19 protein-coding genes and 3 tRNA genes are annotated in these 25,088 nt (G+C 63.0%); 11 read left to right on the top strand and 11 right to left on the bottom strand.

Annotated elements, in window-relative coordinates; all coding sequences use genetic code 11:
* Positions 1 to 50: 50 nt before the first annotated feature.
* The 3 genes from cysS to mfd form a co-directional block, all read right to left on the bottom strand.
* Positions 51 to 1,469, bottom strand: a complete 1,419-nt coding sequence (gene cysS / locus ACYQ3S_RS08555) for a cysteine--tRNA ligase (protein WP_459688504.1) — start codon at positions 1,467 to 1,469, stop codon at positions 51 to 53.
* Positions 1,470 to 1,577: 108 nt separating this feature from the next.
* Entirely contained in the window at positions 1,578 to 1,904 is a 327-nt protein-coding gene (locus ACYQ3S_RS08560) for a hypothetical protein (protein ID WP_459688506.1), read from the bottom strand.
* Between the two features lie 309 nt (positions 1,905 to 2,213).
* Complete coding sequence (gene mfd / locus ACYQ3S_RS08565; RefSeq protein ID WP_459688508.1) at positions 2,214 to 5,672, bottom strand: transcription-repair coupling factor; 3,459 nt, start codon at positions 5,670 to 5,672, stop codon at positions 2,214 to 2,216.
* A gap of 93 nt (positions 5,673 to 5,765) precedes the next feature.
* Between mfd and ACYQ3S_RS08570 the strand changes: the two genes are divergently transcribed.
* A complete protein-coding gene (locus tag ACYQ3S_RS08570) occupies positions 5,766 to 6,365 on the top strand; it encodes a hypothetical protein (protein WP_459688510.1) in 600 nt (199 codons plus the stop codon).
* A gap of 110 nt (positions 6,366 to 6,475) precedes the next feature.
* On the opposite strand, the gene nifU is transcribed toward ACYQ3S_RS08570, so the two are convergent.
* From nifU to ACYQ3S_RS08585, 3 genes are all read right to left on the bottom strand, one after another.
* Complete coding sequence (gene nifU / locus ACYQ3S_RS08575; protein WP_459688512.1) at positions 6,476 to 6,925, bottom strand: Fe-S cluster assembly scaffold protein NifU; 450 nt, start codon at positions 6,923 to 6,925, stop codon at positions 6,476 to 6,478.
* 62 nt (positions 6,926 to 6,987) lie between these two features.
* Entirely contained in the window at positions 6,988 to 8,220 is a 1,233-nt protein-coding gene (locus tag ACYQ3S_RS08580; RefSeq protein ID WP_459688514.1) for a cysteine desulfurase family protein, read from the bottom strand.
* Positions 8,221 to 8,402: 182 nt separating this feature from the next.
* Positions 8,403 to 9,299 carry a putative ABC transporter permease gene (locus ACYQ3S_RS08585; RefSeq protein WP_459688516.1) on the bottom strand — a complete coding sequence of 299 codons (897 nt, stop codon included), beginning with the start codon at positions 9,297 to 9,299 and terminating at the stop codon, positions 8,403 to 8,405.
* A 129-nt stretch (positions 9,300 to 9,428) separates the two neighbouring features.
* Between ACYQ3S_RS08585 and ACYQ3S_RS08590 the strand changes: the two genes are divergently transcribed.
* The 4 genes from ACYQ3S_RS08590 to ACYQ3S_RS08605 all read left to right on the top strand — a co-directional run bounded on the left by ACYQ3S_RS08590 (position 9,429) and on the right by ACYQ3S_RS08605 (position 11,648).
* Positions 9,429 to 10,604, top strand: a complete 1,176-nt coding sequence (locus ACYQ3S_RS08590; RefSeq protein ID WP_459688517.1) for an iron-containing alcohol dehydrogenase — start codon at positions 9,429 to 9,431, stop codon at positions 10,602 to 10,604.
* Positions 10,605 to 11,413: 809 nt separating this feature from the next.
* A tRNA-Asn gene (locus tag ACYQ3S_RS08595) sits at positions 11,414 to 11,489 on the top strand.
* A gap of 3 nt (positions 11,490 to 11,492) precedes the next feature.
* Positions 11,493 to 11,568, top strand: a tRNA-Trp gene (locus ACYQ3S_RS08600).
* A 4-nt stretch (positions 11,569 to 11,572) separates the two neighbouring features.
* Positions 11,573 to 11,648, top strand: a tRNA-Thr gene (locus ACYQ3S_RS08605).
* Here the strand turns inward: ACYQ3S_RS08605 and ACYQ3S_RS08610 are convergent.
* Complete coding sequence (locus ACYQ3S_RS08610; protein WP_459688519.1) at positions 11,637 to 11,951, bottom strand: hypothetical protein; 315 nt, start codon at positions 11,949 to 11,951, stop codon at positions 11,637 to 11,639. The genes ACYQ3S_RS08605 and ACYQ3S_RS08610 overlap by 12 nt on opposite strands.
* A 121-nt stretch (positions 11,952 to 12,072) precedes the next feature.
* On the opposite strand from ACYQ3S_RS08610, the gene ACYQ3S_RS08615 reads away from it, so the two are divergent.
* The 3 genes from ACYQ3S_RS08615 to ACYQ3S_RS08625 all read left to right on the top strand — a co-directional run bounded on the left by ACYQ3S_RS08615 (position 12,073) and on the right by ACYQ3S_RS08625 (position 15,862).
* Entirely contained in the window at positions 12,073 to 12,276 is a 204-nt protein-coding gene (locus ACYQ3S_RS08615) for a hypothetical protein (protein ID WP_459688521.1), read from the top strand.
* A gap of 37 nt (positions 12,277 to 12,313) precedes the next feature.
* Positions 12,314 to 13,219 carry a DMT family transporter gene (locus tag ACYQ3S_RS08620; protein ID WP_459688523.1) on the top strand — a complete coding sequence of 302 codons (906 nt, stop codon included), beginning with the start codon at positions 12,314 to 12,316 and terminating at the stop codon, positions 13,217 to 13,219.
* 120 nt (positions 13,220 to 13,339) lie between these two features.
* Positions 13,340 to 15,862, top strand: a complete 2,523-nt coding sequence (locus ACYQ3S_RS08625) for a heavy metal translocating P-type ATPase (protein WP_459688524.1) — start codon at positions 13,340 to 13,342, stop codon at positions 15,860 to 15,862.
* 49 nt (positions 15,863 to 15,911) lie between these two features.
* Here the strand turns inward: ACYQ3S_RS08625 and ACYQ3S_RS08630 are convergent, their stop codons facing one another.
* The 4 genes from ACYQ3S_RS08630 to ACYQ3S_RS08645 form a co-directional block, all read right to left on the bottom strand.
* Entirely contained in the window at positions 15,912 to 17,639 is a 1,728-nt protein-coding gene (locus ACYQ3S_RS08630; RefSeq protein WP_459688621.1) for an ABC transporter ATP-binding protein, read from the bottom strand.
* Positions 17,640 to 17,754: 115 nt separating this feature from the next.
* On the bottom strand, positions 17,755 to 18,735 hold the full coding sequence (locus ACYQ3S_RS08635; protein WP_459688526.1) for a diaminopimelate dehydrogenase: 981 nt from the start codon (positions 18,733 to 18,735) through the stop codon (positions 17,755 to 17,757).
* A gap of 120 nt (positions 18,736 to 18,855) precedes the next feature.
* A complete protein-coding gene (locus ACYQ3S_RS08640; protein WP_459688527.1) occupies positions 18,856 to 19,653 on the bottom strand; it encodes a tRNA 2-thiocytidine biosynthesis TtcA family protein in 798 nt (265 codons plus the stop codon).
* The gene (locus tag ACYQ3S_RS08645) at positions 19,650 to 20,405 is read right to left on the bottom strand and encodes an SDR family NAD(P)-dependent oxidoreductase (protein ID WP_459688529.1); all 756 of its coding nucleotides are present in this window, start codon (positions 20,403 to 20,405) and stop codon (positions 19,650 to 19,652) included. The genes ACYQ3S_RS08640 and ACYQ3S_RS08645 overlap by 4 nt, the downstream gene beginning before the upstream one ends.
* Before the next feature lie 157 nt (positions 20,406 to 20,562).
* Between ACYQ3S_RS08645 and rnr the strand changes: the two genes are divergently transcribed.
* The 3 genes from rnr to uraA all read left to right on the top strand — a co-directional run bounded on the left by rnr (position 20,563) and on the right by uraA (position 25,068).
* Positions 20,563 to 22,806 (top strand): ribonuclease R, encoded by a 2,244-nt coding sequence (rnr, locus tag ACYQ3S_RS08650; protein ID WP_459688530.1) that lies wholly within the window; start codon positions 20,563 to 20,565, stop codon positions 22,804 to 22,806.
* A 61-nt stretch (positions 22,807 to 22,867) separates the two neighbouring features.
* Positions 22,868 to 23,710 carry a patatin-like phospholipase family protein gene (locus ACYQ3S_RS08655; protein WP_459688532.1) on the top strand — a complete coding sequence of 281 codons (843 nt, stop codon included), beginning with the start codon at positions 22,868 to 22,870 and terminating at the stop codon, positions 23,708 to 23,710.
* 74 nt (positions 23,711 to 23,784) lie between these two features.
* The gene (uraA, locus tag ACYQ3S_RS08660) at positions 23,785 to 25,068 is read left to right on the top strand and encodes a uracil permease (protein WP_459688534.1); all 1,284 of its coding nucleotides are present in this window, start codon (positions 23,785 to 23,787) and stop codon (positions 25,066 to 25,068) included.
* Positions 25,069 to 25,088 lie beyond the last annotated feature (20 nt).

A 25,088-nucleotide genomic window follows, 5' to 3' on the forward strand; every position in this document is an offset into this window, starting at 1 on the left:
TTCCTGTCGGAACCGCTTTTTCATTTTTCCCATTTTTCCGCCGTCCGCTCTCACGCGCGGCTCCACTGGGTACCCTGACGGGTATCCTTGATGGTCACGCCCATAGCGGCCAGCTCGTCGCGGATACGGTCGGCCTCGGCGAAGTTCTTTTCCTTCTTCGCCGCCGCGCGCTGGGCGATCAGCGCCTCGATCCGGTCCGCGTCCGGATCGGCGGCCGCGTCCTCGCGCTTCTGCACCAGGTTGAGCACGCCGGTCAGCTCCATGAACAGGCTGTGCGCCGCGGTCAGGAACGCCTTTGTCGCGTCCTGGTGCGCGCCCATCCAGGCGTTGATCTCGCGCGTCAGCTCGAACACAGCAGAGAGCGCGTCCGCGGTGTTCAGGTCGTCGTCCATCGCGTCAATGAATTTCTGCTTGTACGCCGCGAGGGCTTCCAGCTTGGCGGACTCCTCCGCGGTCATTGCGTCGCCCTCGGCCTTGCTGATGCGGAACTCCATATTATTGCGGGCTTCGTACAGGCGGGCGAGGGATGCTTTGTTCATCTCGAGCGACTCGGCCGAGTAGTTGAGCGGGGTGCGGTAGTGTGCGGACAGCATGAACATGCGGATAGTCTCATAGCCGAACTCCTTTGCCGCGTCGCGCACCATGAAGAAATTGCCCTTGGATTTGGACATCTTCTCGTTGTCGATGGTCAAAAAGCCGTTGTGCAGCCAGTAATGCGCGAACGCGCAGCCGTTGGCGCACTCGGACTGGGCGATCTCATTCTCGTGGTGCGGGAAGATGAGGTCAAGGCCGCCGGAGTGGATGTCGATGGTCGGGCCGAGGTACTTATTGACCATGGCCGAGCACTCGATATGCCAGCCGGGACGTCCCTTGCTGCCCCACGGCGTGTCCCACGCCGGCTCGCCGGGCTTGGCGGCCTTCCAGACCGCGAAGTCCATCGGGTCCTCCTTCTGCTCGCCCACCGAGATGCGCGCGCCCGCCTGCAGCTCCTCCATCGGCTGATGGCACAGCTTGCCGTAATCCGGATCGGATTTGGTGCGGAAGTACACATCGCCGTTCGGGGCAAGGTAGGCGTGGCCGGTATCAAGCAGCTTCTGCACAATGCCGATAATCGCGTCCATGGTTTCGGTCGCGCGGGGATGCACGGTCGCCTTGCCGATGCCGAGGCCCTCCGCGTCCGTGTAGTATTCCTTGATATAGCGGTCGGCGATCACGTCATAGGTCACGCCTTCCTCGTTGGCCTTGTTGATCACCTTGTCATCGATATCGGTGAAATTCTGCACGAACTGCACCTGATAGCCGCGGTATTCAAAGTAGCGGCGCAGCAGATCGAACACGATGAACGGGCGCGCGTTGCCGACGTGGAAATAGTTGTACACGGTCGGGCCGCAGGAATACATTTTGACCTCGCCCGGGGTAATCGGGACGAACTCCTCTTTCTGGCGGGTCAGGGTGTTGAACAGTTTCATGGCTTTATCTCCTTTATCATTCGATTGGGTTTTCTTGGTAAATATATTCGCCGATCGCTTTCCTCTGCGGGTTTCGCCGCACCGTTCCCGTTCTGTCTGTCGGCCGCCTCACTTGTCAGGCAGTATCTTGCGGATCAGGCTTCCACGGATCACCAGGCAGCAGGCCGCGCCCTCGTGAACGCTGTGATACGCATGCTGCGTACAGGGGAGCCACACTGGTCCGCCGCCCTCGTCCGGTTCAAAGCAAAGCTCGAAGACTGGGCGAAGCACGCCGAGGAAGCTCCCATGGAAACCGTACACCGGATCTTCGCGTTCCACACGCTGCCGCCGCGCAACGATGCGTCCGCTGCGTTGTTCAGCCGGCAGCGTGATATAAAGCAGCGCGGCCAGGAGCGCAAGCAGCACAAGCAATCCTGCAAAAGCGACAAATCTCATGGTATCCTCCCACAGATGAAAAAAACGCCTCTCGGGGGACAAAGCCCTCGGGAGGCGTACCAATCACGCGGTTCCACTCCTGTTTTTCACTCGAAAGCGCGGTAACGGGCGCATTCCCGCGGGGCGTTTGACCCCGATGCTCGGCGGGCGCACTTCGCCGCGCGGCGCGCAAGACCCTTGCAGCCGATGGGGCCTCTCTCTTGGGCGCGCCGGAAAGCGGTTACTCTTCCCGCGTCGTCGCATACGTTGCGATCTGAATTTGATTTCAGTATACCATATACTGCCCGAAAGTCAAGCCGCCCATGCGCTTTATGCGGTGGCCGCGTATTTCGCCACCAGCGTCTGCGCCATGGCGAGCGGCTCCTCCCCGCGGTTCAGCCGCAGCGACAGGTACGGCGACGAGCCTGCGTTCAGCAACAGGCGGCCCCTGAAGTCGCTGTCCCCGCACAGCACGGACAGGCGCGCGAAGTCGGTTTCCGCAAAGGTGAGCAGCAGGCGGCCGTCCTGCTGTTTGATCTCGGCAATGCCCTGCCCGCTCGCCTGGCTGCGCAGCAGCGCGATATCAAGCAGCGCCACCGCCTCCGCGGGCGGCTCGCCGAAACGGTCGATCAGCTCGTCGAGCATGTCGCTCTTCTGCTCCTCCGTGCGGATAAGCGCGATGCGGCGGTACAGGTCCACGCGCTGGCCCGCGTCCGGCACATAGGCGGCGGGCAGGTTCGCGGAGAGCAGCAGCTCGGCCGCGCAGTCCACGCGCGGCTTGGGCGTTTCGCCCTTTTCCTCCTGCACGGCCTCCTCGAGCAGCTTGAGGTACAGGTCGTAGCCCACGCTCATCATATGACCGGACTGCTCGGGGCCGAGCACGTTGCCCGCGCCGCGGATCTCCAGGTCGCGCATGGCGATCTTGAAGCCCGAGCCGAACGCCGCGTACTCGCGGATGGCGGACAGACGCTTCTGCGCGATCTCGGAAAGCGCCTTGCCGCGCCGGTAGCACAGGTAGGCATAGGCGTGGCGCGACGAGCGACCCACGCGCCCGCGTATCTGGTGCAGCTGGGCCAGCCCCAGGTTATCCGCGTTCTCGATAATCAGCGTATTCGCGTTCGGGATGTCGATGCCGGTTTCGATGATGGTCGTGCAGACCAGGATATCGGTTTCGCCGTCCGCCATAGCATTCATGGCGGCAGCGATCTCCTTCTGCGTCATTTTTCCATGCACCACGCCGATGCGCGCTTCCGGCAGGCGCTGCTGGAGCAGGTTCGCGCACCGCGCGATGGATTCCACATGGTTGTGCAAGTAGTATACCTGCCCGCCGCGCGCCAGCTCGCGCCGGATCGCGTCGAGCAGCACACCGTCGTTTTGCTCCAAAACATAGGTCTGCACCGGATGGCGGTCGAGCGGCGGCTCCTCGATGGACGACATATCCCGAATGCCGGACAGCGCCATGTTGAGCGTGCGCGGGATGGGCGTGGCCGACAGCGTCAGCACGTCCACGGTTTTGGAAAGCTCCTTGAGCGTCTCCTTATGGGAAACGCCGAAGCGCTGCTCCTCGTCCACGACAAGCAGCCCCAGGTCCTTGAATTTGATCCTTTTGTTGAACAGCTTGTGCGTGCCGATCACCACGTCCACCGAGCCGGCCTCCAGCTTTTGCAGCAGCCGCGTCTGTTCCGAGCCGGTCTTGTAGCGGGTGAGCAGCTCGATCGTCAGCGGATGCCCCTGGAAGCGCTGCAGCGCGGTCAGGTAATGCTGGCGCGCCAGCACGGTTGTCGGCACAAGGATGGCGGCCTGCTTGCCCGCCAGCACACACTTCATCACCGCGCGCAGCGCGACCTCGGTCTTGCCAAAGCCCACGTCGCCGCACAGCAGGCGGTCCATCGGCCGGTCGGACTGCATATCCTCCTTGATTTCCGCGATGCAGCGGAGCTGGTCCTCGGTTTCCTCATAGGGAAACGCGTCCTCAAATTCCCGCTGCCATTCGTCGTCCGGCGGGAAGGCGAAGCCGCGGACCTTGGCGCGCTCGGCATAGAGCCGGATCAGCCCCTCGGCCAGCTCCTTGGCCGCGGCCTTGGCGCGCGCCTTGGCCTTGGACCAGTCCGCGCCGCCCAGCTTGTTCAGGCGCACGCGCTCGTTCTCCCCGCCGCCGATGTATTTGGAAATCAGATCGAGCGAGGTCGCCGGCACATACAGGAAATCCGTGCCGGCAAACGCGATCTTGATAAAATCGCGCTCCGCGCCGTCCACGGTCATGCGCTCCATGCCGACGAACCGGCCGATGCCGTGGTGCTCATGCACCACCAGATCGCCCGGCGTCAGGTCGGTAAACGACTTGACCCTGTCGCGGTTGGATTTTTTGACCGGCGCCTTTTTACGGCGCGCCAGCACCTGCCCCTCGGTCATCACGACCAGCCCGAGGTCGGGGTATTCGAAGCCCGCGGACAACGTCCCCTCCAGAACGCTGACGTGGCCCGCCTTGGGCAGCAGGTCGCTGACCGCCGCGCGGATGCCCGCGCCCGTCAGCGCGTCGCACATGTTGCGGCAGCGCAGCCCGCTGCCGCAGACCACCGCCACCGCGCGCCCCTGCTGGATATAGGCGCGGATATCCGCCGCCGCCATGTCCAGATTGCCGCCGTAGGCGTTCATCTGGTTGGCGACAAAGTTTTCCAGATGCTGCGGCGCCAGTTCGGGAACGTTGTTCAGGAAGCTGTCCAGCCGCAGCACCGTGCGCGGCACGCGGCACAGGCCGGCAAAATCGAGCGCATATCCGTCCAGCCCGGGCGGCAGCTCGCCGCGTTCGAGCAGGACGGTCACGTCGTCCGCAATGCGGGCGTGGAAATCGCGCGCCGCGTCCCGCAGGCGCGGCGTGTCCTCAATGATCACGAGCGCGTTTTCCGGCAGGTAATCGAACGCGGACGCCGGCTCCGGATAGACAAGCGGCAGGTACTTGTCCGCCGCGGGCAGGCCTCCGGTCTCGCGCAGGCGCTCCGCGTCGCGCTCCAGGTTGGCCGCCAGGTCGGGATGCTTTTTGCGGCGGGTGGAGAGCAGGCCCAGCACGGCCTTTGCCAGCCCCGCCGCGCCGCCCTTGGCCAGCGCGGGCAGCGTCTCCATGCACGGCAGGCAGCGCAGAACCTCCGCCGTGTCCAGCCGCCGCTGGCTGCCTACGTCAAATGTCGCAATTGAATCGATCTCGTCGTCCCAGAATTCCACGCGGTATGGGTGCTCCGCCTGCGGCGGGAATACATCCAGAATGCCGCCGCGCACCGAAAACTGCCCCGCGCCTTCGACCTGCGTACACCGCTCATAGCCCGCGCGGGTCAGCTGCTGCGCCAGACCGTCCAGCGGAGCCTCCTGCCCCGTGCGGATGGTCACCGACGCGCTCCCGAGCGCGTCGGGCGGCAGCGTCCGCAGCGCTGCGGCCTGCACCGAGGCGACCGCAAACCGCGCCTCCGGCAGTCCGTCCAGCGCCGCCAGCCGCTTCTGCTCATAGCCGCGCGACACGCCCGCCACGTCAGCCATGACGAGGTCGCGCGCCGGCAGGACGGTCACCGGCTTTTCCGAAAACGCATGCAGGTCGGAGGCAAAGCGGTTGGCCGCGTTGTCGTCATCGGTCAGCACGAATACCGGCCGGCCGGTCTCCGCACCCAATGCCGCCGCCAGATGCGCTTTGTGGATCGCCGACAGGCCGACCGCAAGCAGCGGTGTTTTTCCGGCAAGCAGGGCTTCTTTTAACTTTTTGTATTCTTGCAGATACGTTATACTTTTTGTAATTTCCGTCATCGTGTGCCACCCTTGCGGAACGATTTTTGTTTCTATCTGAATCCCTGTATGTTATACTGAAAGTACCGCAATAAAAAGAAGGAGAATGAGAAAATGTATTTCATGAAGCATTTGCATCGCATCGCAGCGGGCCTCGCCGCCCTGCTGGTCGTTTCCCTGTCCGCCTGCGGCGGCCAGCCGGCAGACAATGCCGGCGCGGACACGGCGGACAACGCCGCCGCGCTGACGCCCTATGACGCGCCGAGCGGACGGTTCACGCTGTCCGTACCCGAAATCGAAAGCGGCTGGACCGTGACCGACGGCGGCAACGACGAACATCTGGTGCTGGACAACAGCGACCAGAGCTTCACCGTGCTGGTGCAGGCCCTGCCGCTTGACCAGTCGCTCGCGCTCTTTTCCAACCTGGACGAGCTGGCCGCATACCACCAGCAAACCACGCTCAGCACCTTCGGCGACGCGGCCGAGGCCGAGGTCGCGATCGGCGGCGGTCCGGACGCGCCCGCGATCGAAAACGTCAAATCCGCGTCCTACACCGTCGAACTGAGCGGCGTGACCGCCAAGGCGCAGGTCAGCTATTTCCAAACCGACAGCGCCTACTACATCCTGACCATCACAGGGCTTGCGGACGTATACGACGCCAATATCGGCAAAATGCAGAGCGCCCTGGCTTCCTTCCATGAAAACGCGCTTTAATGCTTCCATCCCCGCAAGGCAGGCCTACGGCCTGCCTTTTTTCTATATGTCAAACACGCCAAAAGGGCAGATTTTGCAATCTGCCCTCATTATATGCGTTTACGCGAGGCTTAATGCGCGTGGTGGTCGTGCTCGTGGTGGCATGCTTCGCAATCCAGGTCGCAGCCGAGGATCTCGGCCGGATCCTTGCCCATGCGCTTGTAATAATCCGCGATGGCCGAGCGAAGCGCCTCCTCCGCCAGCACCGAACAGTGCATCTTGACCGGCGGCAGGCCGTCCAGCGCCTCCGCGACCGCCTTGTTGGTCAGCTTGAGCGCCTCTTCAAGCGTCTTGCCCTTGACCATTTCGGTCGCCATCGAGCTGGTCGCGATCGCCGCGCCGCAGCCGAAGGTCTTGAACTTGACGTCCTCAATCACGCCGTCGTCCGACACCTTGAGGTAGATCTTCATGATGTCGCCGCACTTGGCGTTGCCGACCTCGCCGACCCCGTTCGCATCCGCGATCTCGCCTACGTTGCGCGGGTTGGTGAAGTGGTCGAGCACCTTTTCACTGTACTGCATAATTACGACTCCCTTTATATCTCAAATCTATCAAAAGCACTTGGTTTTCCGTCTTTTCGGGCTTATCCGTGCAGGTTGGAGGCCGCGGTCAGGTTGGGTCTGCCGTTTTCCCACACCGGACTCATGGCGCGCAGCGTGCCTACGACCTGGGTGACCGTCTCGATAATATAATCGACGTCCTCCTCGGTGTTCTGCTCGCCCAGCGTCAGGCGCAGGGAACCATGCGCGATCTCATGCGGCAGGCCGATGGCCATAAGCACATGGGAGGGGTCGAGCGAGCCGGTCGAGCAGGCCGAGCCGGTCGAGCCGCACACGCCCGCAAGGTCCAGGCGCAGGATCAGTCCCTCGCCCTCAATGGCCTCGAACACGAACGAAGCCGTGCCGGGCAGCCGGTTCACCGGATCGCCCGTGTAGTGCGTGTAGGGAATTTTCATCACGCCCTCGACCAGACGGTCGGTGAGCTTTTTGACATAGCCCATTTTTTCCTCCAGGCCCTCGACCGCTTCCTTCATGGCCGCCGCAAGGCCGATGCAGCCCGCGGTGTTCTCCGTGCCGGAAACCAGGCCGCGCTCCTGCCCGCCGCCGTACACCAACGGCTCCAGCGCCACGCCCTTTTTGACATACAGCACGCCCACGCCGCGCGGACCGCGGAACTTGTGCGCGGAAAGCGAGAGCATATCGATGCCCATTTCCTGCACGTCGATGGGCATATGGCCGACCGCCTGCACCGCGTCCGTGTGGAACTTTGCGCCCGCCGCGTGCGCCAGCTCGGCAATCTCCCGAATGGGCTGGATGGTGCCGATCTCGTTGTTCGCCGCCATGATGGTGACGAGCGCGGTATCCTCGCACAGCTCGCGCTTGAGCTGCTCCAGATCGACGCGGCCCTGCTTGTCCACATCCAGATATGTGACGCGGAAGCCCTCTTTTTCCAGCGCCTCGCAGGTGTACAGCACCGCGTGATGCTCGATTTTGGAGGTGATGATATGCTTGCGGCCCTTGGCGCCCGGCCCGTGCATAAAGCCGCGGATGGCGAGGTTGTCCGCCTGCGAGCCGCCGGCGGTGAAAATGATCTCGCCCGGCGCATAGTCGTTCGCTTCATTGACCGGCATGGCCGCGTTCAGGCACCTGCCGACCGTGGCGCGCGCCTCGTTGAGCGCTTCTTTCGCCGCGCGCCCGATACGGTACAGCGAGGAGGGGTTGCCGTAATACTCGGTCAGCCACGGCTTCATCGCCTCGAACGCGGTTTCGGACAGCGGCGTGGTTGCCGCATTATCCGCATAAACAAATCTTTTCATCCTATATCAGCCTTTCTCTGCAAAAGGTTCGTTTGCTGCATGTCCCCATTTGCCAGTAAATCGGTAGGTTCAGGGGGCACTATTAATATACACCTGAACCGCGTATTTTAGCAAGCAAAAAACTGACGAAACCCGACGCACAGCGGCGGCGCTTTTGCATCATTTCGTGCATTTTGTGCAGTTTATCCCTTTTTATCCGGATCAAGGCGCCGCTTCAGGCGCTGCAGCACGTCGTCATATTGGGCCGACCGCGCGCTCGGATTGCCGCGCAGCATGCTCTTGCGCGTGCGCTTGAGGCCCTCCGCGCGCTCGTTGAAGCGCTGCTGAAGCGCGTCCAGCCGCTCCAATATCTGCTCCTTGGTCTCCGACCACTGCTCGCGCGCGTCGTCCATCCTTTCGCTGAGCTGTTCGCGCGCGTCGTCCATTTTCTCCGACCATTCGCCGCGCGCCTCGTCTACCCGATAGGACAGGTTGGTCAGGCGCACCATTGCGGTCTGCGACAGCTCCTGCCGCAGCGCCGCGCCCTGCTCGCGCAGCTCGTCAAGCTCCTCAAGCAGCCTGGCCAGGTCGAGCGCTGTGCGGACGGATACCGCCGCATCGCCCGCGAACGCGGCGGTCAGCAGCGCCACCAGCACCGCCAGCAGCGCGGACGGCATCCCCACCGCCAGCACTTCGACCGGCGGGTGGATGACCCGCGCGAGAAGCAGCCCCAAAAGCCCCCAGCACAGGGACGACTGCAGGCAGATCCGTCCCCGAAACTGGAATCGATGGGAGGAATAGTCCCAGTATTTCACCTTGAACAGTTTTTCCATGGCTGCGCCGACAATATACTCGAACACAGTCGCGGCCAGCATGCTGGCAACGAAAAGCGCCGCCGGATGGTCGTACAGCGGCAGCGAGACGTGCAGCAGCAGCGTGGCCCCAAAGCCATAGATCGGCAGCAGCGGCCCGCGGAGAAAGCCGCGGTTGACAAAGCGCCTTTGCTGCACGGAAACGACCGTGGACTCAAAGCACCAGCCCAGAAAGCAGTAAATATAAAATATCAGCATCCATTGCAGGAGCGAATAATCGTAAACCATATTCAGCCTTTCTCCATCCGCCGTGGTCCTCATCCCATATGGTAATTATTCTATCTAACTTTTTGACTTTTGGCAAGCGCACAGGTATAATATAACTATCTTAAATAAGAAGGGCGGGCGAACCCCACTATGCTGAATTTCACCATCCATACCACAACCGAAGTCGTTTTCGGACGCGATATCGAAAAGGATATCGGCCCCAAGCTCAAGGAGATCGGCGCGCACCGCGTGCTCGTGCATTTCGGCGGGTCGAGCGCCCGCTCCTCCGGCCTGCTCGATCGGGTGGAGCACAGCCTTTTTGAAGCGGGCCTGTCGTTTGTCGAGCTGGGCGGCGTGGAGCCGAATCCCAAAATCTCGATGGTGCGCCGCGGCATCGAGCTGTGCAAGCGCGAGGGCATTGACTTCATCCTGGCAGTCGGCGGCGGCTCGGTCCTCGATTCCGCCAAGGGCATCGGCATGGGCGTCGCCACAGGCCGCGACCCCTGGGAGTTCGCTGCGACCGGCACCGCGCCCGATCAAACGCTTCCGGTCGGCTCGGTGCTGACGCTTTCGGCTTCCGGCTCGGAAACCAGCAACTCCTGCGTGCTTACCAACGAGGAGCTCAAGGAAAAGCGCGGCATCACCAGCCAGACCAACCGCCCCCGCATCAGCTTCCTCAATCCGGAAAACACGTTCACGGTATCCAAATTCCAGACCGGCTGCGGCATTGTGGACATCATGATGCACACGCTGGAGCGCTATCTGACCGCTGGCGGCGAGACCGACATCACCGACCGCATCGCCGAGGGGCTGCTCATCGCAACGCGCGACGCGGGCCGGCGCGCCATCGCCGACCCGAACGACTATGAGGCGCGCGCCACGCTCATGTGGGCGGGCAGCATATCGCACAATAACCTGACCGAATGCGGCCGCCTGCGCCTGTTCCCCGTTCACAAGCTCGAGCATGAGCTTTCCGCTTTCCGCGATGAAATCGCGCACGGCGCGGGCCTGTCCGTGCTGTTCCCCGCGTGGGCGCTGTATGTGATGGAGCATGACGTGCCGCGTTTCGCGCAGCTTGCGCACCGTGTCCTCGGGGTGGAAATGGATTTCGCCCATCCGGAACGCACCGCGCGCGACGGCATCCTGACCCTCAAGCGGTTTTTTGAGGAGATCGGCATGCCTGTGCATATGGCGCAGCTCGGCATCAAGCCGGAAAACTACGAAACGCTTGCCGACAACGCGATCAAGACTGCCGGCGGGCCGGTTAAAAGCTATGTGCCGCTGGATAAGCCGGCAATCCTGGAGATTTTCCGGCTGGCGGAATAACCGGTTTGGAAATGCCCCCTCGGCAACAGGGACGGTGCGCCGCCCGGCGCGGGGATGCTGCGCCGCCCGGCGCGGGGATGCTGCGCCGCCCGGCGCGGGGATGCTGCGCCGCCCGGCGCGGGGATGCTGCGCCGCCCGGCGCGGGGGGCAAAAGGGGAGGACAACCCGCATGGGTTTTCCTCCCCTTTTGAATTCCCTGCTTTCCTTTTTTCGCGGCTGCAGGGCTTGGGCGTTTCCGCAGCGCCGGTTTGCGGCATTTGCTCCCGCAAATAAGGGCGCGCTCCGCGCGCAAAGTAGGTCGCGCGTTCCGTCTGCCGCCCAGTTGCTGTATCACGGTAAGCACAACGGCTTCCACCCCAGGGGGGCGGGGTGGCGGCGGCTTTCCCCCTCCCGCGCGCGCTGTTACGCGCGCATAGACCGTTTGGGACAGGCGGCATCCGTTTTCCCGCTATCCCGCTCTAACCTCCGCGCGAACAAAGCTCCCGCAACAGCCCCCGTATTTTTTCGGAGCGGTCCTGGTCAGAAATAGGAACGGCGCAGCCGTTCCGGCCTCCGGCTTGCGCATCAGGGAAAAGGGGTGATTGGCAAGAGGGGAGAAACCGTTGGTTTCTCCCCTCTTGTCCGCCCGCGCCGCGCAGGCGCAGTTTCCCCGCTTTCGACAAAGCGGAAACCCACGCCCTCCCCCGCCGCTCCCTGATCGCCATTTATAAATTTCCTGTTTTTCTTATATTTACCTATTGACAAACTGAAATAATGCGCGCTATAATATTTAGGCTAACTGTAATAGATGTACCAGCATCTTTGGACATTCCTCAATAGCTCAGTTGGTAGAGCATGCGGCTGTTAACCGCAGGGTCGTTGGTTCGAGTCCAACTTGAGGAGCCATACAGGGGTATAGCTCAGCTGGTAGAGCATCGGTCTCCAAAACCGAGTGCCGTGGGTTCGATCCCTACTGCCCCTGCCATTTTGCTGCTGTAGCTCAGTAGGTAGAGTGCATCCTTGGTAAGGATGAGGTCACCGGTTCAAATCCGGTCAGCAGCTCCAGTAGAGAAGCCCGTCGTTCGCGCTATGCGCCGGATGCCGGGCTTTTTTCGTACACTGTACGCGGCGGTAGCCGAAAACACGCAGCTCTTCCCGCAGGCCTGCCGACCAGATGAACCCCATCTCAAAGGCCTGCTGCTCCAACAGGTCGGCATAGTCCATGCACGCATCCCACAGCCGTTCGCCGCTTTCCCCTGCCTCCGTCATGCTGTGCAGGCGGTCAAAACGGCTCAGGAGCGCCTCTTCGCGGGGCTTTTCACCCTGCTCGCTCCACAGATAGAAAATCTCTGCAAGGATACTTTTCATTTTCTCACCTCTTTTCCTCTGTATTGATAATACACTGCAATCAGTGTATTATCAATTATTAAATTCCACAAAAATAACGCAAAAATTTGTACCGATATCAGTACAGTTATGAGGGATTACTATGCCAATCAGTGAAGCACGCCGCAGAGCAAACGAAAAGTACAACGCCAAAGCCTACGACCAGATCCAGTTCCGCGTCAAAAAAGGGCAGAAGCAGGTCATTCAGGCACATGCCGAACGCCAGGGCGAAAGCATGGCCGCCTTTATTGCCCGCGCCATCCAGGAAACCATGGAGCGCGACCTGCAAAGCGAGGGGAACCCGTGACCCCCGCCCTACATCAAATCCCCTGGGAGGAAATCCTGTGAAACTCCGCAATTCTCTTTTGTTATTCCTTACCGCTACCATTTGGGGCGTCGCCTTTGTCGCCCAGAGCGTCGGCATGGATTATGTCGGCCCGTTTACGTTCCTGTTCGCGCGCAGCCTGATCGGCGGCATTGTGCTGCTGCCGGTGGTCGCCGTGCTGCACCGTTCGGGGCCGGGGCATGCGGGCGAAACGCCCGCCGACCGGCGCAGGGCGCGCAAAACGCTGCTGCTCGGCGGCGTCTGCTGCGGCGCGGCGCTGTGCTTCGCCAGCATCTTCCAGCAGGTCGGCCTGCTGTATACAACGGTCGGTAAGTCCGGCTTCCTCACCGCGTGCTACATATTGATCGTACCGCTGATCGGCCTGCTATTCGGCCGCAAATGCGGCAAGCTGGTCTGGTGCGGGGTTGCGCTCGCGGTCGCCGGCCTGTATTTCCTGTGCCTGACCGACGGCTTCAGCGTCAACCTCGGGGACGCGATCACCTTTGTATGCGCGATCTTGTTTTCCGTTCATATTCTGGTGATCGACTATTTCTCTCCGCGCACGGATGGGGTCAAAATGTCGTGCATCCAGTTTTTTGTATGCGCGGCGATCGCGGCCGCCGGCATGCTGCTGTTTGAACAGCCCAGCCTGGGCGCGCTCCTCGCCGCGTGGAAGCCCGTGCTGTACGCGGGCGCGCTGTCCTCCGGCGTGGGCTATACGCTGCAGATCGTCGGACAGAAAGGGATGAACCCTACTGTCGCTTCACTTATTATGAGCCTGGAATCCGTGATTTCGGTCATTGCCGGCTGGCTGATTCTGGGCCAGTCGCTGTCCGGCCGCGAGATATTCGGCTGTGTGCTGATGTTCGCCGCCATCGTGCTGGCACAGCTCCCCAACGCGCCAAAAGAAAACGCCGTCAATTGACGGCGTTTTCTTTTGTGTATCTTTTTTCTTTCCCGCTATTGACAAATCGCCGTTCTCGGTCTAATATGAATACATGAACATATGAGCAATCATTCATATATATTTTCAGGAGGCGGAATTATGGCGAGCGAAAGAACGCGCACTGCCGTACAGGTGCCGGACGAACATACAGCCGAACACATTCATCATCCGGAAACGTGCGGCTGCGGCCACGATCATGAACATGAGCATCACCACCATCATGAGGACGGCTGCGCCTGCGGCCACGACCACGACCACGAGCATCACCACCATCACGAGGACGGCTGCGCCTGCGGCCACGACCATGAGCACGAGCATCACCATCACGACGACGGCTGCGCCTGCGGCCACGACCATGAGCACGAGCATCACCATCACGACGACGGCTGCGCCTGCGGCCACGACCACGACCACGACCACGAGCATCACCACCATCACGACGACAGCTGCGCCTGCGGCCACGACCACGAACACAGCCACGGACAGGAACACCGCCATCGCACGGGCGCGCACAGCATAAAACGGGTGTACACCCTGCAAAACCTCGGCTGCGCGCACTGCGCCGCCGAGATGCAGCACCAGATCAGCCAGCTCGACGGCGTGGACGACTGCGTGCTGGTCTACGAGACCAAACAGCTCCGCGTGACCGGCGAAAACCCCGACGCTCTGCTGCCCCGCATCCGCGAAATCTGCCAGTCCATCGAAAGCGAGACGCAGGTTATCGCGCCGGAGGAGGAGGCCGGCACCGGCCGCAGCCATCCGCTTGCCGGTATCCTGATCGGCGCGGGGCTGTTCCTCGTCGGCGAGCTGGCGCTCGGCGGCATGCCCAAGGTGCTCGTCATGCTCGCGGCGTACCTGCTGCTCGGCTGGCGCGTGCTGCTGACCGCGGTCCGCAATATCGGCAGGGGCCGCGTATTTGACGAAAATTTCCTCATGGCGCTTGCCACGGTCGGCGCGTGGGCGATCGGCTCGTTCGACGAGGCGGTCGGCGTTATGCTGTTCTACCGTGTGGGCGAATACTTTGAAGACCGCGCGGTCGAGCGCTCGCGGCGGCAGATCATGGCCGCGGTCGACCTGCGTCCGGAGACGGTCAACCTCGTCGGGGAGGACGGCAGCGTCCGCACGATCCCTGCGGAGAACGCCGCGGTGGGCGATATCGTGCTGGTCCGCCCGGGCGACCGCGTGCCGCTGGACGGAGAGGTCATGGAGGGCGAGAGCCGCCTGGACACCTCGGCCGTGACCGGCGAGCCGGTGCCGGTGCGCGTCGCGGCCGGCGACCGCGCGATCTCCGGCTGTGTCAATACGGACGGCGCGATCAAGCTGCGCGTCACCCATGTGCTGGCGGAGAGCATGGTCCAGCGCATCCTGGACAGCGTGGAAAACGCGGCCGCGCGCAAGCCCAAAATCGACCGCTTTATCACCCGCTTCTCCCGCGTGTACACCCCGGCTGTCGTTGCCATCGCGCTGCTGACTGCCATCGTACCCAGCCTGGTCACCGGCGACTGGGGCAAATGGGTGTACACCGCGCTCACCTTCCTTGTCATTTCCTGCCCCTGCGCGCTGGTGCTCAGCGTGCCGCTGACCTATTTTGCGGGCATCGGTGCAGGCTCCAGGCGCGGCATCCTGTTCAAAGGCGGTGCCTCGCTCGAAGCGCTGAACGATGTGAAGGCCGTTGTCATGGATAAGACCGGCACGATCACCAGGGGCAACTTTGTGGTGCAGCGCATATGCCCGGCGGAGGGCGCGGACATCGACGAAAACGAGCTGCTCTGGCTCGCCGCCGCGTGCGAGGGCGCGTCCACGCATCCGATCGCAAAATCCATCCTCGCCGCCTATGAGACGTGCAAGGAGACGGCGGAAAGCGCCGGCCGGCCCAGCCTGATCTCGGTCGGCGCGCCGGAAGGCATCCGCGAGCAGGCCGGCGAGGGCGTGGAAGCCGTCCTGTGCGGCAAGCCCGTGCTGTGCGGCAATGCCAAGCTGCTGCGGCGCCACGGCGTCGGCCTGTCCGGCTACCACGGCACGCCGGGCAGCACCGAGGTCCTGCTGGCGATGGACGGCCGCTTTATCGGCCATATCGACATCGCGGACACGGTCAAGCCGGACGCGCGGCAGGCGGTCGCCCGCATGAAAGCGCAGGGCCTGACGACTGCGATGCTGACCGGCGACGGGCAGGACAGCGCGGACGCGGTCGCGCAGGCGGTCGGTATCGACGAGGTACGCGCGCGCCTGCTGCCGGAGGATAAGCTTTCCGCCCTGACCGATATCCGCGAAAAGCGCGGCGCGGTGATGTTCGTGGGCGACGGCATCAACGACGCGCCCGTGCTGGCGGGCGCGGACGTGGGCGCGGCCATGGGCAGCGGCGCGGACGCGGCGATCGAAGCCGCGGACGTGGTGTTCATGAACGCCGACCTGTCCTCCATCCCGACCTCGGTAAAGATCGCGCGGCGGGCAAACCTGATCTCCAGGGAAAACATCGTGTTTGCGCTGGCGGTCAAGCTGCTGGTCATGGTGCTCGGCCTGAGGGGCATCGCCTCCATGTGGCTGGCGGTGTTTGCCGACACCGGCGTCGCCATGCTGTGCGTGCTCAATTCCGTGCGCATGCTGTATATGAAAACCGAATAAACGTCTGCGGAACAGAAAAAGAGGAAACCGAGGCCGGTTTCCTCTTTTTTCAGTCTTCTGTGGCGAGCTGATACAGGTGCGCGTACGCGCCGCCCCGCGCGAGCAGTTCGGCATGCGTCCCCTGCTCGGCCACACCGTCCTCGGTCAGCACAACGATCTTGTCCGCGTTGCGGATGGTGGACAGGCGGTGCGCAATGGTCAGCACCGTGCGCCCCTTGGCCAGCCGTTCGAGCGACTGCTGCACCAGGCGCTCGGATTCGTTATCCAGCGCGCTGGTCGCTTCGTCCAGGATCAGGATGGGCGGGTTCTTGAGGAACACGCGCGCGATCGAAATGCGCTGCTTCTGCCCGCCGGACAGCCGCACGCCGCGCTCGCCGACAAAGGTATCGTAGCCGTCCGGCGTGGCGCTGATGAACTCGTGCGCGCCCGCCTGCCTGGCCGCCTCGATGACTTCCTCGCGCGTCGCGCCCGGCCGCCCGTAGGCGATATTGTCAAAGATCGTGCCTGAAAACAGGTACACATCCTGCTGCACCACGCCGATCTGCCCGCGCAGCGAATCCAGCTCAACCGTGCGCACGTCATGCCCGTCCACCGTGACGCGGCCGCCGGTCACATCGTAAAACCGCGGGATCAGGTTGCAGATCGTGGTCTTGCCGCCGCCCGACGGGCCGACCAGCGCCACGCTCTGCCCTGCCCGAATGTCCAGCTCCAGATGGTCGAGCACCGGCGTATTCGGGTCGTCCGCATAGGCGAAGCAGACGTCCTCAAAGCGGATATTGCCCTGTACGCGCGGCAGCTTTTCCGCGTTTTCCGGACTCTCAATATCCGGCTCCACGTCCATGACCTCGAAAAACCGCTCGATGCCGGTCATACCGCGCTGGAACTGTTCGGCGAACTCCACGATGCGGCGGATAGTTGCGAGCAGCGTCGCCACATACAGCAGGTAGGCCATAAAGTCCGCGGGGTCGATGCGGCGGTGTACCATGAACAGGCCGCCCGCCACGATGACCGCAATATACATCAGTCCGTCAAACGCGCGGGTGGTTGCGGTGAACGCGCCCATCCAGCGGTAATTCTCCTTTTTGATCTCCAGCCAGTCGCGGTTGCCCTGCTCGAATTTCTCGATCTCGCGCGCCTCGCCGGTAAACGACTTGACCACGCGCACCCCCAGCAGGCTGTCCTCAACCTGCGCGTTGACCTCGCCCACCTGCCGGCGGTTTTTCGCAAACGTCCTGCGCATTGCCATATTGAACTTGCCCGCGACGATGGCCATGACCGGCACAATGGCGAAGATGATAATGGTCAGCGGCACGTTGACCGTACACAGGATGACGAACGACACCACGATCTTCAGCCCCGCGATGAAAAACTCCTCCGGACAGTGGTGCGAAAACTCGGTCACGTCGAACAGGTCGCCCGTGATGCGCGCCATCAACTGGCCGACCTTGGTGTTTGCAAAATAGCCGAACGACAGCTTCTGCAGGTGGCCGAACAGGGCCGAGCGCATGTCGGTTTCGATGCGCGCGCCCATGACATGCCCGATGTTCGCCATAAAATAGGAGGCGGCCACGTCGATCAGCCGCAGCACGATATACAGCGCCGCCACGCGCAGCACCAGCCCGCTCGTCAGCTGAGAAACATCGTCCATGCCGACCTGCGCAAGGCGGCGCATCATCATCGGCAGGCCGATCTCGCACAGCGTCGTCAGCGCGGCGCAGAACAGGTCGAGCAGCAGGACGCCCGCGTAGGGTTTAAAATAGGGGGCAAAGCGCCGCATCAGGGCGCCGGTCGATTGCTTCAACAGAGCACCGTTCCTTTCTCTTTTCCGGCGTGCAAAGCAAAAAGGAGCTGCAGGGCTGCAGATCCTTTTTAACCGGTTTATTTTTTGTTTTTTACAGCATGTGCGCGCGCAGCTCCTCGCCCGTCCGCGCGGACAGGTAAGCGGGCGCGATATCAAACACGGTCTTGGCGCCGCTCATGCCCTCCTGCGCCATGCGGTAGGCCGCGCGGGCGTAGGCGGTCAGCACCGCGCCTGTGAACTCCGGATTGGAGTCAAGCTGCAGGCGGTATTCAATGATATGCCTGTTGCCGGCGCCGGTCTCGCCGCTGCGGATGACAAAGCCGCCGTGCGGCAGGCCCGCATGCTCGCGCGCGAGCGTGTCCGCGTCGATGAAATGCACGGTCGTGTCGTAATCCGAGAAGTAGTTGGGCATCTCCTTGATCTCCCTCTCGATGCGGGCGCGGTCCGCCCCCTCCTCCGCGACGACATATACCTCGCGGGTATGCTTCTCGCGGGTGGTCAGCGCGGGGTTCCGGCCCGCGCGCACGGCCTCGAGCGCCGCCGGCACCGGCACGGTGTACTGGCGCGCGTCCCTTACGCCCGCGATGCGGCGCACCGCGTCCGAATGGCCCTGGCTCACGCCGCGGCCCCAGAAGGTATAGTCCTGTCCCTCCGGCAGGATGCAGGAGGCGTACAGGCGGTTCAGCGAGAACATGCCCGGGTCCCAGCCGCAGGAGATGACGCCCACCTTGCCGGCTTTCTTCGCCGCCGCGTCCACGCTGGCGAAATGCTCCGGAATGCGGGCGTGGGTATCAAAGCTGTCGACCACGTTGAACAGGGCCGCGTATTTGGGGGTCTGCTCGGGCAGGTCGGTCGCGCTGCCGCCGCAAAGCACCAGCACGTCGATCTCGTCCTTCATGCTTTCTGCCGCATCTACATGCAGCACCTTTGCGCCCGCGTCCGCGATCCGGAGGGCTTGCGGGTCGCGGCGGGTGAACACCGCTTTCAGCTCCATATCCGGATTCTGGCGAACCGCGGCCTCCACGCCGCGTCCCAGATTGCCATATCCCAAAATACCGATACGAATGGTCATAGTTCAGAAGTCTCCTTTACTGTGTGCCGAAAAAGCGTATTTTTTCTGCTCCTATGATACCATGTCCGCCGACGTCTGTCCAGTATTCCTATTGGTTTTCCTTGTTTTCCGGCGGGCGGCTCAAAGCCTGTCCAGGAAGCTGTGCCGCCCCGCCCCATCCCGCCAGCCGAGCAGCTTCGCGGTGTCCACGTTTTTGACCGCGTTGAGGATATTCGCCTCGACCTGCGGGTTATCCGCGGCCAGCGACGCGATCAGCTTTTTGACCGCCGCGCGGCGGGTATCGTTTGCGAGCGCTTTCGCCGGACAGTCGCACGGGAGGAACGTCAGCCCGCAGTAATCCGCCCAGGCCTGCACGCTGCGCTCGCGCACCAGGCAAAGCGGCCGGATCAACTCCATCCCCGCGTAATTTTTCGCCCGCACGCGCGGCAGCATGGCCTGCACCTGACCGCCGTACAGCAGGCCCATGAGCACGGTTTCGATCGCGTCGTCATAGTGGTGGCCGAGCGCGATCTTGTTGCAGCCGCGCTTCCGCGCCTCGGCGTACAGGTGGCCGCGCCGCATTTTCGCGCACAGAAAGCAGGGATGCGCCGCCGCGTGCCGGCCCGCGACGCGCAGCACGTTGGTGTCGAATATCTCAAGCGGAAGGGCAAGGCGCGCGGCGTTCTCCTCCAGCCGCGCGCGGCCGGCGGGCGCGTACCCCGGGTCCATGGCAAGGAACACCAGTTCAAAGTCCACCGTGCGCTGCAGGTCCTGCAGCAGCAGGGCGAGCAGCATCGAGTCCTTGCCGCCGGAAATGCACGCCGCGATCCGGTCGCCCGGCCGCACCATATCGTATTCTCGGACCGCGGCCGCAAACGGACGGCGCAGCGTGCGCACAAATTCGCGCTGCAGCGTCCTTTTGATCTCCTGCGCGGTCATCCGCCGTTTTTCCTGTGCTGGAAGTGATAGGTGACGCGCGCGAGCAGGCAGTCGGGCGCAAAGTGGCGCGCCAGGGTCATGGCTTTCATCGCCGCGCCCGGCACAATGACACCCCTGCCCGCGAACAGCCCGCCGACCGCCTCGCGCGCCACGCGCTGCGCGCTCAGGCCGCCGAGCGAAAAGCGCACGCCCGCCACCTTGTTGAATTCGGTATCCACCGGCCCCGGGCAGAGCGCGCAGACCTTGACCGGACTGCCCGCGCGGCGCAGCTCTTCCCGTATGGCCTCGGTCAGCCGCAGGACGTAGTTTTTGGTCGCATAGTAGGTCGCCATGAGCGGGCCGGGCAGAAAGCCGGCCGAGGACGCTACATTCAGAACATACCCGCGCCCGCGCGCGGCAAAATCGCGCACCGCCAGCTTGGTCAGGATATGCACCGCGCGGATGTTCGTGTCGATCATGCGCAGCTCCTCCTCCAGGCTGGTCGAAGCGAATTCACCGAACAGGCCGAAGCCCGCGTTGTTGACGACCACCTCCAGCTCCTCCCCGCGCACCGCCTCGTACAGCAGGCGGCATTCCTTTTCATCCGCGATATCCGCCGCGATCACACGGCACGCGGTGGGCAGCTCGGCGGCGAGCTGCCGCAGGCGCTCCTCGCGCCGCGCGCACAGGATCAGGTCGTACCCGCGCGCGGCAAGCAGGCGCGCGATCTCCCTCCCAATGCCGGAGGACGCGCCGGTAACAAGTGCTTTCATCATTTTTCCTCCCTTTCCGGACTTATTTTCTCCCATCCTTAGTGTATCATGCCGCCGGAGGAACGTCAAACCATGCCTTACGTCAATTTTCCTTTTATTCGGACAGCAAAGATGGTATACTGATACCAGAAGAAAAAGAGGAAGAGGAGGGCTATTTATGCAAGATCATGCGCTGGAAAGCAGGCTGCTTTCGCTGCTCACACAGCCCATGCGGTTGGACGAACTGCGCCGCGCCCTGCCGGAAGCCGGCAAGCAGGAGGTAAAGGACGCGCTCGACCGCCTGACCGCGGACGGCGCGGTCATGAAAAACAAGAAAAACCGCTTCGCCGTTTCCGCGCATTACGGCTGCGTCACCGGCACCTACCTCGCCACCGAGCGTGCGTTCGCGTTCGTCACGCCGGACGTGGCCGAGGGCGAGCCCCGTCCAGACGACCTGTTCATCCCGCCCAACGCCTCGGGCGGCGCCTGGCACGGCGATCGGGTGCTGGTCAAGCTCTCCGAACGGAAAAACGGGCGCGGGCGGCGGGAGGCCGCGGTCGTGCGCGTCCTGCGCCGCGCGGACAGGGAGCTGACCGGCGCGCTGGTGCAGCGCGGAAACGCCTATTTCGTGCAGCCCACCTCCAAAAAATATCCCGAAATCGCAATCGACCGGCACGACCTGGGCGACGCGCGGCCCGGCGACCGCGTGGCGGTATCGATCTCTTACTATGGGGACGAAAAATTCGCGCCGCAGGGCGTGGTGCAGGCCGATTTGGGCGAGGACGGGACGATGGAGGCCTCGATCGCGGCCATCCTGCATGAAAACGGTGTGTTCGATACCTTTCCGGACGAGGTGCTGCAGCAGGCGGACGCCATCCCGCAGACGGTCGACCTGTCCGCCGCCGGAGAGCGGCTCGACCTGCGGGACAAGCTGATCTTCACCATCGACGGGGACGACGCCAAGGACTTTGATGATGCGGTATCGCTCGAGCCGCTCGAAAACGGGCATTACCTGCTCGGCGTACACATCGCGGATGTGTCGCACTATGTAACGCCGGGCAGTCCGCTCGACCAGGAAGCGTACCGGCGCGGCACCTCGGTCTATTATCCCGGCCATGTCGTGCCGATGCTGCCGTTCGCGCTGTCGCACGGCATCTGTTCCCTCAACCCGGGCGTGGACCGGTTGACCTTTTCCGCGCTTCTGGAGGTGGACAGGGACGGACGGCGCTATCGGGCGCGCTTTGCAAAGTCCGTTATCCGCTCCCAAGCGCGCATGACCTATCACAAGGTCAACCGCATCCTCGCGGGCGACGCGGCGCTGCGGGAGGAATATGCGTTCCTCGTCCCCACTGCGGAGAAGATGAACGCCCTTGCGCACGCGCTGTATCAGCGCCGCATCGAGCGCGGCGCTTTGGAACTGGATATTCCCGAGGCGCAGATCACGGTGGACGAAGCGGGCAAGCCCGTGGACATCTGCTTCCGCGAACGGGGGGAAAGCGAAAAGCTGATCGAGGAATTCATGCTGCAGGCCAACGAGGCGGTCGCGGAATTCATGTGCAAGCGCGGCCAGCCCACTGTGTACCGCGTACACGAAAATCCGGATCCGGAAAAGCTGCGCGTATTCGCGCAGTTCGCGCGGCCGTTCGGCTACCGCATCGACCCCGGCAAGCCGGAGGATACGTTCCAGTTCCAGGCCGTGCTGCGCGGCGCGAAAAACGACCCCAGGCAGCGCATCCTGCCGACACTGCTGCTGCGCTCACTCGCCCGCGCGCGCTATGCGGACGAGTGCATCGGCCACTACGGCCTCAAGGCGAAATTCTACCTGCATTTCACCTCGCCCATCCGGCGCTATCCCGACCTTGTCGCGCACCGGATGCTGCAAAAGGCGCTCGCCGGCGAAGCGTTCACCGCTGCCGACCAGAACGCGTGCGAGGAGGCCGCGGCGCAGTCCACTACCCGCGAGCAGGCCGCGGACAACTGCGAGCGCGATATTGACAAGCTGTTCATCGCGGCGTATATGAAGCCTTTCGTTGGCGAGGAATTTGATGCGGAGGTGTCCGGCGTGCAGGCGTTCGGCATCTTTGTCGCGCTGGAAAACGGCTGCGAGGGGCTGATCCGCATCGAACTGCTCACGGGCGACTACTACCAGTATGACGAGCAGCACATGGCCCTGCAGGGCCGCCATACCGGCAAGCGCTTTACGATCGGCACGCCCCTGCGCGTGCGGCTGCTCGCCGCGAGCGAGGTGACCGGCCAGATCGACTTTGCGCCCGCCGAGGGGAGCCTCCCGACCGCCGATGTGCCTGCCGCTCCCCCCGCGCGGGGGCGCACGGACGAGCCGCGCGGGAACCGCGCCCAGCGGCGGCGTGGCGCGCGCGGGGGCAAAGGCCGGAAAAAGCCGCCCACGCGCAAACGCCGGTAGGCCCCGGCGTACCGGACGGGTGCGCCGCGCGCCCCCTGTTATCTGAGAAAGGTTTGAGAAAATGCCCGCACTTGTTTTGGAGGGCGGCACGTTCCGCCCCATCTTTTCCTGCGGCGTGATGGACGCGCTGCTGGACCATGATCTTCTGTTCGACTATGTGATCGGCGTTTCCGCCGGCATCACCTACGCGGTTTCCTACCTGTCCCGCCAGCGCGGGCGCAATCTGGAGGTCCTGCGCCGGTACCGGAACGACAAGCGCTATCTGGGCGCGCGCAACCTGCTGCGCGACCATTCGGTATTCGGCGTGGATTTCGTATTTTCCACCATCCCGAACGAGCTGATCCCGTTCGATTGGGAGACGTTCCACGCCTACCGCGGGCGCGCGCTGGTCGGCGTAACCAACGCCCGCACCGGACAGGCGGAATATCTGGACGGGATGCGGCTCGACCGCCCCAGCACCATGCTGCGCGCGACCTGCGCCATCCCGATCTATTTCCCGCCCGTATCCATCGGCGGCGAAACCTATTACGACGGCGGCCTGGCCGACCCAATCCCAATCCTGAAAAGCCTGCGCGACGGCAACCGCAAAAACCTGATCGTGCTGACACAGCCGGACGCCTACCGCAAGGAGCTGACGCGCGGCACGCGGCTCGCCGTGCGCGCCCTGCGCCATCGCTACCCCCGACTGGCCGAAACCATGCTGTCCCGCCCCAGGCGGTACAACCAAACCGTGTGCTTCTGCCGCAGGCTTGCGGCGGCCCAGCCGGAAAACACCGTGCTGCTCCAGCCCGCCGAACGGCTTGAGAGCTTTGAAAAGGATGTAAAAAAGCTTGAATGGGGCTATGAAATGGGGTATAATATGGCCTGCTCGCGCATGGAGGATATCCGGCGCCTGTTTGACTGAGGAACGCCGCCGCGCGTTTTTCATACAGCGCCGCACGGCGCGGCGCAAAAGAACTGAGAGGGGATAAAAGAAAAATGCAGACAAACAGAATCATCCAGGTAGAGGACAAGGTGCCGCCCCGTCTGCTGGTGCCGCTGTCCATCCAGCATATGTTCGCCATGTTCGGCGCGTCCGTGCTGGTGCCGTTTCTATTCGGCATCAATCCGGCGATCGTGCTGTTCATGAACGGTATCGGCACGCTGCTGTTCATCTTCATCACCAAGGGCAAAGCGCCCGCCTACTTAGGCTCGTCGTTCGCGTTCATCGCTCCGGCGACGTTGGTCATCGAAAAATGGGGCTACCCTTATGCACTCGGCGGCTTCGTGGTGGTCGGCCTGTGCGGCTGCGTCCTGGCGGCGGTTATTTACAAATGCGGCACCAAATGGATCGACGTGGTGCTGCCGCCCGCGGCCATGGGTCCGGTCGTCGCACTGATCGGCCTTGAGCTGGCCGGAAGCGCCGCCTCCACAGGCGAAATCGTGGGGGACAGCGTGACCACCGCTTCGGTTATTACCTTCTGCGTCACACTGGGCGTGGCGGTGCTGGGCAGCGTGCTGTTCCGCAAATTCCTGTCCGTTATCCCGATCCTGATCGCGATCCTCTGCGGCTATGCCGCCGGCCTTGTCACCGAGTATTTTGCCGGAGAGCGCGTGATCTTGGACGGCATTATCGCCGCTTTCCACCAGCCGTTATTCCAGCTTCCGAATTTCCAGGCGCCCAAGTTCGACCTGGAAGCTATCCTCATCATCCTGCCGGTGATCCTGGTCATTGCCAACGAGCACATCGGCCATCAGCTCGTCACCAGCAAGGTGGTCGGGCGTGACCTGCTGCGGGACCCCGGCCTGCACCGCTCGCTGTTCGCGGATAACTTCTCGACCATGCTGTCCGGCTTCATCGGCTCGGTGCCGACCACGACCTACGGCGAAAACATCGGCGTAATGGCGATTACCAAGGTCTACTCGGTGCGCGTGATCGGCGGCGCGGCCGTGCTTTCCATCATCTGCTCGTTCGTCGGCCCGCTCGCGGCGCTCATCCAGACCATCCCCGGGCCTGTCATCGGCGGCATCTCGTTCCTGCTGTACGGCATGATCGGCACCTCCGGCCTGCGCATCCTGGTGGATAACCATGTGGATTACGGAAAAAACCGCAACATGGTGCTTACCTCGGTCATTTTTGTTACCGGCCTGTCGGGCGTAACGCTGTCGCTTGGCAACGTCGCCCTGTCCGGCATGACGCTGGCCGCTATCGTCGGCATGCTGATGAGTTTGCTGTTCTATGTGTTTGACAAGTGTAAACTGTCCAACGATTTGGAAGGCTGACCTTTGCACCGAAAAGCCCC

The sequence above is a fragment of the Agathobaculum sp. TL06 genome (genome assembly GCF_054658635.1).

Coding starts and splice junctions, on each gene's coding strand:
- ACYQ3S_RS08635 (WP_459688526.1), bottom strand. CDS start 18,735: ATGACCATTCGTATCGGTATTTTGGGATATGGCAATCTGGGACGCGGC.
- ACYQ3S_RS08615 (WP_459688521.1), top strand. CDS start 12,073: ATGCCAATCAGTGAAGCACGCCGCAGAGCAAACGAAAAGTACAACGCC.
- mfd (WP_459688508.1), bottom strand. CDS start 5,672: ATGACGGAAATTACAAAAAGTATAACGTATCTGCAAGAATACAAAAAG.
- ACYQ3S_RS08590 (WP_459688517.1), top strand. CDS start 9,429: ATGCTGAATTTCACCATCCATACCACAACCGAAGTCGTTTTCGGACGC.
- ACYQ3S_RS08655 (WP_459688532.1), top strand. CDS start 22,868: ATGCCCGCACTTGTTTTGGAGGGCGGCACGTTCCGCCCCATCTTTTCC.
- ACYQ3S_RS08625 (WP_459688524.1), top strand. CDS start 13,340: ATGGCGAGCGAAAGAACGCGCACTGCCGTACAGGTGCCGGACGAACAT.
- uraA (WP_459688534.1), top strand. CDS start 23,785: ATGCAGACAAACAGAATCATCCAGGTAGAGGACAAGGTGCCGCCCCGT.
- ACYQ3S_RS08645 (WP_459688529.1), bottom strand. CDS start 20,405: ATGAAAGCACTTGTTACCGGCGCGTCCTCCGGCATTGGGAGGGAGATC.
- ACYQ3S_RS08585 (WP_459688516.1), bottom strand. CDS start 9,299: ATGGTTTACGATTATTCGCTCCTGCAATGGATGCTGATATTTTATATT.
- rnr (WP_459688530.1), top strand. CDS start 20,563: ATGCAAGATCATGCGCTGGAAAGCAGGCTGCTTTCGCTGCTCACACAG.
- ACYQ3S_RS08640 (WP_459688527.1), bottom strand. CDS start 19,653: ATGACCGCGCAGGAGATCAAAAGGACGCTGCAGCGCGAATTTGTGCGC.
- ACYQ3S_RS08610 (WP_459688519.1), bottom strand. CDS start 11,951: ATGAAAAGTATCCTTGCAGAGATTTTCTATCTGTGGAGCGAGCAGGGT.
- ACYQ3S_RS08580 (WP_459688514.1), bottom strand. CDS start 8,220: ATGAAAAGATTTGTTTATGCGGATAATGCGGCAACCACGCCGCTGTCC.
- ACYQ3S_RS08570 (WP_459688510.1), top strand. CDS start 5,766: ATGTATTTCATGAAGCATTTGCATCGCATCGCAGCGGGCCTCGCCGCC.
- cysS (WP_459688504.1), bottom strand. CDS start 1,469: ATGAAACTGTTCAACACCCTGACCCGCCAGAAAGAGGAGTTCGTCCCG.
- ACYQ3S_RS08630 (WP_459688621.1), bottom strand. CDS start 17,639: ATGCGGCGCTTTGCCCCCTATTTTAAACCCTACGCGGGCGTCCTGCTG.
- nifU (WP_459688512.1), bottom strand. CDS start 6,925: ATGCAGTACAGTGAAAAGGTGCTCGACCACTTCACCAACCCGCGCAAC.
- ACYQ3S_RS08560 (WP_459688506.1), bottom strand. CDS start 1,904: ATGAGATTTGTCGCTTTTGCAGGATTGCTTGTGCTGCTTGCGCTCCTG.